Source organism: Pseudomonas caricapapayae (assembly GCF_001400735.1).
GTDB classification, from domain to species: Bacteria; Pseudomonadota; Gammaproteobacteria; order Pseudomonadales; family Pseudomonadaceae; genus Aquipseudomonas; species Aquipseudomonas caricapapayae.
This window is the reverse complement of the sequence record NZ_LJPW01000100.1, coordinates 1-11984: the sequence shown is the minus strand read 5'-3', so window position 1 is coordinate 11984 and position 11984 is coordinate 1. Positions and strand designations below refer to the sequence as shown.

General features: G+C 58.4%; 13 protein-coding genes and 1 pseudogene. 11 read left to right on the top strand and 3 right to left on the bottom strand.

Annotated features, from left to right (window positions below; translation table 11 throughout):
• The first annotated feature begins 1 nt into the window (after position 1).
• The 8 genes from ALO80_RS14440 (at position 2) to ALO80_RS14405 (ending at position 5530) form a co-directional block, all read left to right on the top strand.
• Positions 2 to 1243 carry a DNA-methyltransferase gene (locus ALO80_RS14440; RefSeq protein WP_055009484.1) on the top strand — a complete coding sequence of 414 codons (1242 nt, stop codon included), beginning with the start codon at positions 2 to 4 and terminating at the stop codon, positions 1241 to 1243.
• Positions 1244 to 1297: 54 nt separating this feature from the next.
• Positions 1298 to 1882: a hypothetical protein gene (locus tag ALO80_RS14435; RefSeq protein ID WP_055009483.1), complete on the top strand. Its 585-nt coding sequence runs from the start codon at positions 1298 to 1300 to the stop codon at positions 1880 to 1882.
• On the top strand, positions 1879 to 2373 hold the full coding sequence (locus tag ALO80_RS32000; RefSeq protein ID WP_235812478.1) for a hypothetical protein: 495 nt from the start codon (positions 1879 to 1881) through the stop codon (positions 2371 to 2373). The genes ALO80_RS14435 and ALO80_RS32000 overlap by 4 nt, the downstream gene beginning before the upstream one ends.
• Positions 2366 to 2833: a MazG-like family protein gene (locus ALO80_RS14425; RefSeq protein ID WP_055009482.1), complete on the top strand. Its 468-nt coding sequence runs from the start codon at positions 2366 to 2368 to the stop codon at positions 2831 to 2833. Before ALO80_RS32000 ends, ALO80_RS14425 begins: the two co-directional genes overlap by 8 nt.
• Before the next feature lie 59 nt (positions 2834 to 2892).
• On the top strand, positions 2893 to 3681 hold the full coding sequence (locus tag ALO80_RS14420) for a hypothetical protein (protein ID WP_055009481.1): 789 nt from the start codon (positions 2893 to 2895) through the stop codon (positions 3679 to 3681).
• Positions 3678 to 3866 carry a hypothetical protein gene (locus ALO80_RS14415; protein WP_055009480.1) on the top strand — a complete coding sequence of 63 codons (189 nt, stop codon included), beginning with the start codon at positions 3678 to 3680 and terminating at the stop codon, positions 3864 to 3866. The genes ALO80_RS14420 and ALO80_RS14415 overlap by 4 nt, the downstream gene beginning before the upstream one ends.
• A 48-nt stretch (positions 3867 to 3914) precedes the next feature.
• Positions 3915 to 4121, top strand: a complete 207-nt coding sequence (locus tag ALO80_RS14410; RefSeq protein ID WP_375232972.1) for a hypothetical protein — start codon at positions 3915 to 3917, stop codon at positions 4119 to 4121.
• Between the two features lie 224 nt (positions 4122 to 4345).
• Complete coding sequence (locus ALO80_RS14405; RefSeq protein WP_055009479.1) at positions 4346 to 5530, top strand: tyrosine-type recombinase/integrase; 1185 nt, start codon at positions 4346 to 4348, stop codon at positions 5528 to 5530.
• Between the two features lie 48 nt (positions 5531 to 5578).
• On the opposite strand, the pseudogene ALO80_RS14400 reads toward ALO80_RS14405, so the two are convergent.
• Positions 5579 to 6397: pseudogene (locus tag ALO80_RS14400) on the bottom strand (YncE family protein); the annotation flags it as partial.
• A 327-nt stretch (positions 6398 to 6724) separates the two neighbouring features.
• Positions 6725 to 7741: an HTH-type transcriptional regulator GntR gene (gene gntR / locus ALO80_RS14395; RefSeq protein ID WP_055009478.1), complete on the bottom strand. Its 1017-nt coding sequence runs from the start codon at positions 7739 to 7741 to the stop codon at positions 6725 to 6727.
• A 282-nt stretch (positions 7742 to 8023) separates the two neighbouring features.
• On the opposite strand from gntR, the gene ALO80_RS14390 reads away from it, so the two are divergent.
• From ALO80_RS14390 to csrA, 3 genes are all read left to right on the top strand, one after another.
• Positions 8024 to 8512, top strand: coding sequence for a gluconokinase (locus ALO80_RS14390; protein WP_054985304.1), 489 nt, complete (start codon positions 8024 to 8026; stop codon positions 8510 to 8512).
• Positions 8513 to 8610: 98 nt separating this feature from the next.
• Positions 8611 to 9963, top strand: a complete 1353-nt coding sequence (locus ALO80_RS14385) for a GntP family permease (protein ID WP_055005401.1) — start codon at positions 8611 to 8613, stop codon at positions 9961 to 9963.
• 555 nt (positions 9964 to 10518) lie between these two features.
• Positions 10519 to 10707, top strand: coding sequence for a carbon storage regulator CsrA (gene csrA / locus ALO80_RS14380; RefSeq protein WP_002554157.1), 189 nt, complete (start codon positions 10519 to 10521; stop codon positions 10705 to 10707).
• Between the two features lie 112 nt (positions 10708 to 10819).
• On the opposite strand, the gene ALO80_RS14375 is transcribed toward csrA, so the two are convergent.
• Positions 10820 to 11984, bottom strand: a 1165-nt coding sequence (locus ALO80_RS14375; protein WP_055009477.1) for a pyridine nucleotide-disulfide oxidoreductase, incomplete at its 5' end; no start/stop codon positions are given.

Here is an 11984-nt window from a genome sequence, read left to right as displayed (position 1 = left end):
TATGAGCCAGCTCCACCAGATACTGGTAGGCGACTGCATCGACATGATGCGCACGCTGCCAGATGAAAGCGTGCATACGTGCGTGACCAGCCCGCCCTACTACGGTCTGCGTGACTATGGCGTAGAAGGCCAGATCGGCCTTGAGGAAACGCCCGCCGAGTTCATCGCTCGGTTGGTCGACGTGTTCCGCGAAGTGCGCCGGGTGCTCCGCGCTGACGGCACGATTTGGGTAAACATGGGCGACAGCTACGCCGGCAGCTGGGGCGCGCACGGCCGGGACGACATGGGCGTCGGTGTTTCGACGATCAGCCAGCGCCAGGTGATGGCGAGCCAGCGCAAATCGAAAGCGACAACCCACGCTGAGTACAAGCCGAAAGACTTGATGGGCATGCCCTGGCGCTTGGCCTTCGCGCTGCAAGACGACGGCTGGTATCTCCGGCAGGACATCATCTGGCACAAGCCAAACCCTATGCCGGAGTCGACGCGCGACCGCTGCACCAAAGCTCACGAATACCTGTTCCTGCTCAGTAAGTCGCGGCGGTACCACTACGACAGCGACGCGATCAGAGAGCCCGCCAATCTGACCGGCAAAGGAAACGCCAACGGGTACCGAGGCGGGGCCTACGTGAACGGCTCGACCTTTGACAACGCTGAAGGCGGAAAGCGCACCACCTCTGGCAACTCGGTACCGAATAACGGCGTCGGCTGGGGCCACGGCACAGACAAAGCCTCGCGGAACCGCCCGCGGGTGACCGTGCCTACCGGCTGGGACACGTCCACCGGCGAAGGCGGACACGGGGCCTTCCACAAGGACGGTGCTGAACGGAAGCGGCGGGACAGCTTCAAGCGTGAGGACTCGAAGCGCGAGCAAGCCATTCCTGGTCAGTCAAAAGGCACGCACCGACCTGACCGGGATGAAAGCACCCACGACACAGCGACGCGCAACAAGCGCAGCGTCTGGACTGTGGCGACCCACGCATTCAAGGAAGCTCACTTCGCCACCTTCCCGCCCGAACTGATTAGGCCCTGCATCCTGGCCGGTGCGCCGCGCGATGGCGTGGTGCTGGACCCATTCGGCGGTGCCGGTACCACGTCACTGGTTTCGATGCAGGAAGGACGACGTTCGATCATCTGCGAGCTGAACCCAGAGTACGCGGCTCTGGCCCGCGCTCGTATCGACTCAGCCTGGCTGGATGGCGCTGCGCAGATGGATGTATTTCGCGACTCGGTACCGGCCGCTTAAACCGGAATCCCCTTCTCACTTCAACGACTCACGCCACCCCGGCGAGGATGAACCATGCTCAATCTCTTCTGGCGACTGCTCGCCAAGGTACTCGCACGCCCGGCAATCGCTGCCTGGCTCATCACCCGCGCCCAGCGCACGCCATACCTGCACATCCGGTCAGCTGATGGCCAAGAGGTGTACATGGGCCGCTGGTGGCTGTTCAACGCCTACGACCGGGAAACCCACATCGGGCGCATCCGCTGGTGCCCTTGGTCGATCCGCGTGCACCACATCATGCGCCCCGACGCCGACCGCGATCTACATGACCATCCCTGGGATGCGCGCACGGTGATCCTGCGGGGCTGGTACAGGGAGCAGCGCTTGCTGGCCGCCGACGATCCCCTTCTGATCGCTGCGTTGATCAAGACTGCTGAGCTGCGCGAAAGCTTCGATGGACCGTTCCAGGCCACTGAGTACACAGACCGCCGACCGGGCGACACGGCCCAGCTCAAGCACGGCGAATACCATCGCATCGACGAAGTGTCGCCCGGCGGCGTGTACACGCTCTTCATCACCAGCCGCTGGAAAGGCGACTGGGGCTTTCTGGTCAACGGCGTGAAGGTCGCTTGGCGTGAATACACAGGGGAAAGATCATGATCAATGAATTCGAAGAGATAGACGAAGAAATAGAGACACTTCGCTGCCTCCTGGCAGGCAGTCGGGACCGGATAAAATTCCTGCAAGGCGAAATCGCCAGATTCGAATCCATATTTGAGCCCACGCATCTCATGTGCCTGCGCGGCGGCGAGAAGTTGCTTGAGCTGTGCGCTCCTGATGGAACGTTCATAGGTGTTTCGTGGAACGACATGGCGCAGGTACTGGCCGCCATGGTGCAGGCTTCGCCAATTGGCTCTGGCAAGGCTCCGAAAATCGTCGACTCGCTACAGGCCGATAACGCCCAGCTCAAGGCGCGGTGTGATGAGCTGGAGAAAGACCGCGAAGCACTTGAATACCTGATGGGCCAGTTTGAAGTCGAAGTATGTGTGTGTGACCGCTGCTACGACGAAAAGGAAATGAAGGATTCCGACTCGGCCAACTATCTGCGCCGGTATCTGTCCAAGCCAGCCGGGAGCAATTCCCATGAATAATTTGAAATTTCAGGAATTGCGCCAAGCAAACGTGAAACGACTGGCTTCGTCAAAGTACAAGCTGTGCGAACAAAATTGGCAGCCTGCACACTGGATGAACGCTCTGACCGGAGAAGTAGGCGAATGCGCCAACATCATCAAAAAGGTTGATCGCGGTGATTATTCGCTAGAGTCGGCGTTGCCAAATATCGCGAGAGAGCTTGCCGATATTCAGTGCTATCTCGATATTTTGGCGTTCAAGCTGGGCATTGATCTCGGCGACGCAACCATTTCTAAATTCGACGAAGTGTCGGAGCGCATCGGTTCTCCGATACGACTGGGCGAGCCCGTGAAAGAGCCTGAAGTTTGCGCAGCATGCAACGGCAAGCGTGAAATTTTCTATCACGACATTGAGGATGGTTGGTACGAGCCGTGTAATGCATGCCTTGACGAGGTCACCCGCCTGAACACCCCGCAGTAACCACCCCCTCTCAATAAATTCAATGTCAGCCGCGTGTGCGGTATGGCGGAGCTATGCCAATGGAACTTGAAGCCATAACCAGTGAGGCCCAGCTGTGCGCGGTCTTCATGATGGAGTTCAACAGCCTGCCGGGCTGGACCTGCCATCCCGAGGCCGCAGGTTTTGATGTGCTTGTCGTCCATGAGGACGGCCGCCAAATCGGCGTCGAAGCGAAGCTGGCTCTGAACGCCAAAGTAGCTGACCAGATTCTGCCCTCGCTTGGCGAAGAGTTCTACGGACGCCCCGGTCCAGACCACCGCCTCGTCATTGTCAGCAAGATCACCGACGCCAGCGCAGGTATCAAGAAGATGCTGGAGCACTTGGGAATCCGGGTATTGGTCGCAAGCAAGTACTCCAGGGTGAAAGGTTGCTCCCACGGCTTCAGCATTGACTCGGAGCTGTTCTGGCCAGAGAAGAAACTCCCGAGCTGGGGCTATTACAACCGGATGTTCGACTGGTGGCCTGAAGAGCGGTGCAAGGTGCCGTCAGTTGTGGAAACCCTGCCTGCCGGTGTGCCCTCGCCGATCCGGCTCACCCCATGGAAAGAGTCGGCCCTGCGGGTAATTGCGCAGATGCGGCTTCAAGGCTTCATCACTGCAAAGCAAATTTCATCCTTCGGTATTGGCGTGACGGTCTGGACTCAGGCACCCGGAAGTAAACCGGCATGGCTGGCCCGGGGCACCTCGCGCGGGCAGTGGCTGGAAACAGAGCACATGCCAGCTTTTGACAAACAGCACCCTGAAGCTTACGCACTGGCCGTCGCCGAGGTCGCAGCCAAAGCTATCGCCCCATTGGAGCTGGCGCAGTGATTCCGCGCAAAGGCTGGCTGCGCAGAAAGCTGGAGGCCGGGATGATCCGCATCGCGGCGCGCATCCTCATCGGCCGCAACGTCCAGCGCTCCGCTGTCGTCTCCCGCCGCGACAACAACGACATGTGGTACATGGCCGAGAAGTTGGAAGGCATCGCCGACCGAATCTCCCGCCAGTACCCATAACCCCCTTCCCTACAGAGCCTGCCGGTGATCGGCGGGCGAGGACTCCAAATGCCTACCATGCAAATGGCACACATCATCCCTGCCGCGATCAAGTGCCCGCGGTGCGATTACAAGGGGCATGGCCAGCTGACCACTAGATATCGAACGTACTGCCCGGTCTGTTACGACGAGTTCATTCGCCAGCATGTACCTGAGTTGGTCCCAGACCCCGAAGGCAAGCCATTCGACCCCAACAGCCAGATCGCCTATCTATAACCCCCTTCCGCCGCCCAGCGCGGCCCGGAGCATAAGCCTATGGCCACCGCTGCCAAGCTGCCGGAAGATCCGGCGCACGACAAAGTCACTGAAAAACGCATGGCCGAACTGATCGGCACCACCGCAAAAGCGCTTCAGCGAAAGCGCGAGCGCAACATAATCCCCGCCGGCGTCTGGATGAAGATCGACGGACGAATCATGTACAGCAAATGGAGATATGACGAATGGCTAGAGAACCTCTGGAACTCCCGACCGGTGTCGAGCTTGTTGGGCAATCCATCCGAATCCGGTTCTCAAGGGGCAAGCGCCGCTGCTGTGAGACGCTCCCCTACCCCCAGACGCCGAAAGGCATCGCCGCAGCAGCAGGTCTACGTTCTCAGGTAAAGCAGCTGGAAAAGCTCGGTGCGCTGACCCCAGAGAAGTACGCCGAGCTGTTTCCGAACTCCCGCAGCGCCAGCACACACAAGATCCCGATCTTCTTCGACTACGCGCAGGACTGGCTGGACAGCCTGCAGATCGTGGACAGCACTCGAAAAAACTATCGTTCCGCGCTGCAAACCTACTGGATTCCGTACCTGGCCAGCCTGCGCCTTGATGAAATCACGCCGATGAAAATGCGCAAACTGGCCACCGATATTCAGTGGCCGTCCCCCAGCCGCAGGAAAGGTGCAGTGCGAATAGTCACCAGCATTTTTGCCCAGGCGGTCAGTGATGAATTGATCGTGCGCAATCCAGCAACATCGATACCCGCAACAAGGGGCGTGAAGCGCGAAATTGATCCGTTGACGCGCGAAGAGGCGGATGCGCTGATCGATCAGCTCTACAAATCGACAAGCGGCTTACAGGCCATATACGCGGCTTTTTTCGAGTTCTCTTTCTACACGGGCATGCGTCCGGGAGAGGCGATGGCGCTGCGCTGGAGCGAGGTGGATACCCGCAAAAGATCGGCACGGGTATGCCGGATTCGCATCTACGGCAAGATTCAGGAAAGGACCAAAACCAAGGTGGTGAGGGAAGTTTTATTGAACGATCGGGCCTTACATGCACTCGATAAGGCTAGGCCGCTGACGGAGCAGCGCTCTGATTACGTGTTTGCACCCGAGGGAAATGGGGACCGAACAGAGCTGTTCATACGCTCCGAGACAGGGCCAAAACGTTACTGGCTGAGCGCCATGCGGAAGGTGGGAATTAGAAGGCGCAGGATGTACGACACGCGCCACACCTACGCAACCATGTGCTTGATGTCCGGCATGAATCCGGCATTCATCGCCGCGCAACTCGGGCATAGCGTGCAGGTATTGTTGTCGACCTATGCGAAGTGGATCAGCTCGCCGAGCGACTGGGCAGAGCTTGAAAAGCTCAATATGAGTGAAAGTGGTACGAAATTGGTACGCACCGAAAGCCAGTAACGCCAAACAAGCCGAAACATATAAGGTTTAGGACAAATGTGCGGATTAGCAGGTGTAAATGGCATACACATAGCGATCATCCGGCGTGATCCCGATGACTTTTACCGGATACCCCTGGGTGCCGATCTTCTCCCGGTAAAACATTTTGTTGGTCGCTGAATCGATAATGTAGACCTCGTCGATCCCGCCTACATACAGCCAGGCACCATCGGCACTGAAGGCCATCGAGCGCGGATCGGAAAAACCGGGAATGTCATGCTGCAGGTAGTCGACCTTGCTGATCGCGAGAACGTCTGTAGGTGCGGTGCGGTCGACCAGCATCGTCGCGTAAAACCTGTCATTCAAGGGGCTGATCCCGAGCGCCAGCGATGCATTGGTCAGGGCACCCAGATCGAACTCGTTTTCGACCGTGTAGTTTTCGGTCTCGATCACGCGGATCAGCCCGCCAAGCGCGTTCTGAAAGGACAGGCAGATAAAACGGCCATCCGGGCTGCACAGAACTCTGTTGACGTTGGCAGCCGGAAGTATCCTGATGACTTCGCGCAAGCGCGTGTCCACGACATAGCATCTTTTCTGGCCGATGGTGTAAAGCCGTTTTCCATCAGGGCTGAGGCTGATCGCGCCTGCGCCTGCTCGCTTGATACTGCCGACGACGGTTGCGCTGGCGATGTCGACCACGCTGACTTCGCGGCCACTCTCATGAGCCACATACAACGTGGTTTCATCAGGGCTGATGACGATTTCTGCAGGCACAAAGCCCAGCGGGATGATGCCGGTCAGCCACGCGATATCCAGTGGAACGCCTGAAACGAAAGGGTCTGCGATGTGAGTCAGAGCTCTAATGTTTTGAGATGCCTTTTTTTGCATGTCTCTCACCCTTCAATGGTCTTGTAAGACCGCCAGGACGGGGAACAGATAAGAAGATATATCCCCGTCATCCAACGGTGCGGCCAAGACATTTATGCCGCTCCGATCCGTAAACGTATGTTCATTGAATACTCAACACGAGGGGATGGGTACTGTCAGAAATAACAGTCGAAACACGCTTTAACCGTTCGAATGAGGGGATCGACGGCGGCCAGGACAGGTCCATCAGGCACTCCAGCCAGAGGGACGCAAGCCTTCGGAAGGCCAATGCCACTGGTCAGCGGGATGATCGGCGCGAGCGTCCGCAGGCGGGCCGGAAAGAAATGTTCAGGAGCTTTCCCGTACCACCAGCTCAAACCCCAGATCCACCTGCGGATGCTGCGTGATTCCGTCGAGCAGCCCCAACAGCACCTGAGCGGCGCGCTGTCCGACTTCCTCGCGGGGCGTACGTATGGAGGTCAGGCGCGGCACCATGTGAGCAGAGCCCGGCAGGTCATTGAAGCCCACCAGCGATACCCGTCCGGGAATCGCAACGCCCAGACGCAAGGCCTCCAGCGCAGCGCCCTGAGCCAGGTCGTCATTGCAGAAGAACACCCCGTCGACATCAGGGTGTTCGTCCAGCAGGCGGGCAAACAACTCTCCGCCCAGGCCAATCGAGGATGACTGAGGTGTCGACACCTGCAGACCCGGGTCGAACAGCCCGGCCTCCTCCAGCACCTGACGAAACCCGGCACCGCGCTGCAGCACGCGAGGGTCGAGCTGAGCGGCCATGTAGGCCAGTCGGCGGCGACCACGACCGAGCAGATGACGTGCGGCTTCGGCCCCGGCCTGCTGTTGCGAGAACCCGACGCAGTAGGTGCCGAGACGGGTGTCGAGCTCCATCATGTGCACACAGGGAACGCCGCTGGTTTCAAGCATCTGGCGCGACGCTGCTGTGCGATCGAAACCGGTCAGCAGAATACCGCGGGGACGGTTGACCAGATGATTGCGCAGCAGCTTCTCTTCCTCGTCGGGCGAGTAGTGATAGTTGCCGATCACGACATCCAGACCACGGATGCGTAATACGTCCTGGATGGCTTCAAGTGTTTCGATAAACAACTGGTTGGCAAGCGAAGGGACCAGCACCACAACGGTCTGGCTGCAGGAAGAAGCCAGCGCTCTGGCAGCAGGGTTGGCCACATACCCAAGGCTTTGTGCCGCAGCGCGAACCTTCTCGACCAACTCCGGCGCAACAGTGGCAACACCGCGCAACGCCCGGGACGCCGTGATCGGCGACACGGCAGCCAGCCTGGCCACCTCATTCAGCGTAGGGCGACCGGTAGAGCGGGAACCAATGCGTATCATGCGTTGCCAACTAACATAGGGGTTGCCAAATATGTCGAATGCCCCATAAGGTAGCGCTGTCTCACGGAAGGTGACAATGCTTTATCGCTGGTTTCACATGTGCCACCCGGTCGGGGTCGCCTCGGAGAACAGCCTCCAATGCTTATTGATGAGCCCAAAACAACGACAAAAACTGGAACAGCCCGGGCTGAGCCTGATGTCCACCGGACAAAGACAGCGCTGTCTCCAGATGAGGTGCCTACTGTGACAACTGCGAATACTGCTATTACCGCCCTTGTAGTGATGGGTGTGTCCGGCTGCGGCAAAAGCGCCGTCGGTGCCGAGATTGCCCTCAACAGCGGCGGTCGCCTGATCGAAGGCGATGCGTTTCACCCTCCGGCCAACATCGAAAAGATGAGCGCCGGGACCCCACTCAATGATGAGGACCGCGCCGGCTGGCTGACCCGTCTGGGTGAAGAGATGGCCGCTGCCCTCGCCAAGGGTGAACATCCGGTTCTGACCTGTTCCTCGCTCAAGCTTATCTATCGCCAGCGTCTGCGAGATGCCGTGCCGGGCCTGGGCTTTGTCTTCCTGGAACTGACCAAGGAACTCGCCACCGAACGTTGCTCACACCGCCCCGGGCATTTCATGCCGGCAAGCCTGGTGGACAGCCAGTTCGCGACCCTCGAACCGCCTTATGGCGAGCCACTGACGTTGATCGTCGATGCCTCCCAGCCTATCGATGTCATCGGCAGACAAGCCGCAGCATGGTGGAAAGACTCCCACGCCTGATAAAGGCGTGAGTGCAGAAGACAGCGCTGTCTTGCACACACACGATAGACGTCGGCGCTGTTAACAGCTCCCTAAAACAATAAACCGGAGAAACACCCATGTTCGGTATGACCCATGAGACGTTCCTGCTCGTCGATGCGCTGGTGACCATCGTCGGCCTTGTACTGTTGATCACCACCTTCAAGGTCCATCCTTTCGTCGCGCTGACTCTGGCGGCGGGCTTTCTTGGCCTGACCTCGGGAATGCCCGTGGAAAAAGTCATGAAGTCGTTTCAGGACGGTTTCGGCGGCGTACTGGGGTTCGTCGGCATTATCCTCGGCCTGGGCACCATGCTTGGCAAATTGATGGCCGACTCGGGGGGCGCGGATCAGATCGCGCAAACGCTGATACGCACGTTCGGCAAGCAGAAAGTGCACTGGGCAATGATGTTTTCTGCCTTTCTGGTGGGCATCCCGTTGTTCTTCGAGATCGGCTTTGTGTTGCTGATTCCGCTGGTGTTCATTGTCGCCCGTCGCACCGGCGTGTCCATCGTCAAGATCGGCATCCCGTTGCTGGCAGGCCTGTCAGCCGTACACGGTCTGGTTCCACCGCATCCGGGTCCGCTGCTGGCCATCGGCATCTTCGGTGCCGACATCGGCAAGACTATTTTTTACGGACTGATCGTTGCGCTGCCGACAGCCATCATCGCTGGCCCGATCTTTGGTAACTGGATCTCCAAAAGCATCCCCGGCACCCCGTCGAAGGAATTGATGGACCAGATCGCCAAGGAGTCGAGCACCGAGAACCTGCCAGGCTTCGGCATCACGCTGGTGACCATCCTGCTGCCGGTCTTCCTGATGCTGCTCAAGACCTTTGCCGACGTAGTGTTGCCGGAAAACAACATGTTCCGCATCTGGATGGACCTGATCGGTCACCCGATCAGCGCCCTGCTCGCCGCGCTTTTGCTGGCGTTCTACACCTTTGGTGCCGCGCGTGGATTTGACCGTACAAAAATCATGAAACTGCTGGACCAGAGCCTGGCACCGGTTGCCGCAATCGTTCTGATCGTCGGTGCAGGCGGCGGCTTCAAGCAGATGCTGGTGGCCAGCGGCGTGGGCGACGTGATCGGGCACATGGCAGTGCAAGCTCAGATCAACCCGATCATGCTGGCCTGGCTGGTAGCGGCCGTTATCCGTATCGCAACCGGCTCGGCTACCGTGGCGACCATCACCGGTGCAGGAATCGTGGCCCCTGTGGTCGGTCTGATTCCAGGCGTCAACCGCGAGCTGCTGGTGCTGGCAACCGGTGCCGGTTCGCTGATCCTGTCGCATGTGAACGATGCCGGTTTCTGGCTGGTCAAGCAGTATTTCAACATGACGGTTGCCGAAACCTTCAAGACCTGGACGGTGATGGAGACCATTCTTTCGGTGGTCGGCCTGATTTTCATCATGCTGCTGTCGATGGCGCTTTAAACCCAGGAAAGCTCGGACCTTTGCGGGTGATGAAACCCGCAAAGGCCCACGCGCTGTCCCTGATTTCGCTCTCTGCACTCCACGTACTCAGAATCAGCCATAGCCCATCCAGACCGGCGTCAGTGCGTCAAAGCGCAGGAACTCTGGTCAACACGAAGCCCTTTCCTACACCCCCGCTCAATGCTTTCAGCTGAATTTTCAGAAAGTCCGGGCAATCTCCCCAAGTCGTGCCTACGCTTATACTCATGTCGAGCTGGGCCTGTCCCAACTCGCAGAGTGAGACGACGACGACCTCAAAGCGTGCAGCGGTTCACGTTAGTTTTTATATGACGCCAGTAAATACGGGCATTTTCACGTCGAAACGGGCAGAATTGGCGCGCTCGTCGTATCGAGGATGCAAATCTCGATGACAAGAAAATGAACCGAGGGAATTAAATTCACCCATGTGACGTCATAAGACGGACGCATCTGGATGCACTCGGCAACAATCACCACGCAAAGGCAAACGCCAGCCTCTTGAGAGAGGCGTTTCAAGAGGCCATCAAGGAAAAGATTATGTTGATACTCACTCGCAAAGTAGGCGAAAGCATAAACATCGGTGACGAGATCACCGTCACGATTCTTGGCGTTCAAGGGCTTCAGGTCCGCCTGGGCATCAATGCACCCAAAAATGTTTCAGTGCATCGTGAAGAAATCTACAAACGTATCCAGGCAGAACTGGCTCCAAACCAGGACCCACAATAATTCCCGCACCATCCCCTTATTCAATGCTGATTTGCCATTTATTGGCAGACAGCCGTACGGCGTCCCTGGGACGCCGTTTTTTATGCACGCCGTTCTGTCCTGCGCCCTCTGCCTAACCGACCTGAACCCGAAGGGCTGCCTGCACGAACTCATCCGGGCTGAACACCTCCAGGGCAGCAGCCTTACAGGAGAGCCGCCTGGCAACCGCCTTGAGCACCGCCCCACTTGCATCATGGTGAAACTGCCAGACGCCATATATACGACCATCGAACGCAGGCTCACTGCCTAGCTGCGGGTCGATGCCAAGCCCGGCACCCAGACCAAAAAGATACAAGCCTTTCACTCGACGACCCTGCTGGTCTACCGGACAGCCGCAAGCGTCGGACTCAAGACCGCCCTTGGTCTCACGCAGGCTGATGAAGTTTCCGCCGGCATCCTTAAGCGCCGGCAATACAGGTTGATAGCCCGAGCACTGTACGATAACGGCGGAGTCGGTAAGCGCAAGCCGGGCCTGCTCATGGTCATCGGGGCGCCCTCCCAGCGTCTGTAACATATGCACGCGCACCCCCGTCTTGCCGACACGGCCGCTACTCAGCGCCTCGCGCCCGATATCAAGCGCCCGATAGCGCAAGCCTCCAGAGCGATTGACCCGGCCAGACACCGGACACACATCACGTTGGGTGTCGAACATATAACCAGCCGCCTTTGCCTGTTCGACATCTTCGTAAAACAGTTTGATGCCGCTTCTATGAATGAGTGTCAGTTCATTCAGGCCCGCAAATTCCAATGCATCTGCCAGGTTTTCCAGCATCGAAAACGCGCTATGTGACCCGCCCACGATTGTGATTCGCCCTTTACGGGCCAGCGCCGGGCCAAAAACCTCACGTAACTGCACCGCGTTCATGCGCAGCAACCTGTCGGCGCTCTGAATATTCACGTTGCCCGGCAGCACAAGTCCCTGCCGGGCAAGACTGTCGATCAGGTGCCGTGGATCCTGACGCCCACCCAGATTGAGTACCAGCGCCCGGCAGCGCACTTGCCTCTCACCGTGCGGCCCCTCGACGTGCAGGCAGAACTCATCGCCGTCGCTGACAACTTCATTGATGGTTGTAGCGGGCCATACCTTTACGCCATAACGCTGCACGATATGGTCCAGCACCAGCCTGGCCGCCTCGGCCATAAGCAGGCCTACATCAGCGAGTTGCGGTGCGCTTTGTGCCTGCGCTTTGATACGCCAGTACACGGCAGAGTTTTCCAATGGCTTGAATACCTCATAC

Bases quoted from the DNA above. Each gene is read 5' to 3' on its own strand.
- ALO80_RS14440 (WP_055009484.1), top strand. From the start codon at position 2: ATGAGCCAGCTCCACCAGATACTGGTAGGCGACTGCATCGACATGATG.
- ALO80_RS14435 (WP_055009483.1), top strand. From the start codon at position 1,298: ATGCTCAATCTCTTCTGGCGACTGCTCGCCAAGGTACTCGCACGCCCG.
- ALO80_RS32000 (WP_235812478.1), top strand. From the start codon at position 1,879: ATGATCAATGAATTCGAAGAGATAGACGAAGAAATAGAGACACTTCGC.
- ALO80_RS14425 (WP_055009482.1), top strand. From the start codon at position 2,366: ATGAATAATTTGAAATTTCAGGAATTGCGCCAAGCAAACGTGAAACGA.
- ALO80_RS14420 (WP_055009481.1), top strand. From the start codon at position 2,893: ATGGAACTTGAAGCCATAACCAGTGAGGCCCAGCTGTGCGCGGTCTTC.
- ALO80_RS14410 (WP_375232972.1), top strand. From the start codon at position 3,915: ATGCCTACCATGCAAATGGCACACATCATCCCTGCCGCGATCAAGTGC.
- ALO80_RS14405 (WP_055009479.1), top strand. From the start codon at position 4,346: ATGGCTAGAGAACCTCTGGAACTCCCGACCGGTGTCGAGCTTGTTGGG.
- gntR (WP_055009478.1), bottom strand. From the start codon at position 7,741: ATGATACGCATTGGTTCCCGCTCTACCGGTCGCCCTACGCTGAATGAG.
- ALO80_RS14390 (WP_054985304.1), top strand. From the start codon at position 8,024: ATGGGTGTGTCCGGCTGCGGCAAAAGCGCCGTCGGTGCCGAGATTGCC.
- ALO80_RS14385 (WP_055005401.1), top strand. From the start codon at position 8,611: ATGTTCGGTATGACCCATGAGACGTTCCTGCTCGTCGATGCGCTGGTG.
- csrA (WP_002554157.1), top strand. From the start codon at position 10,519: ATGTTGATACTCACTCGCAAAGTAGGCGAAAGCATAAACATCGGTGAC.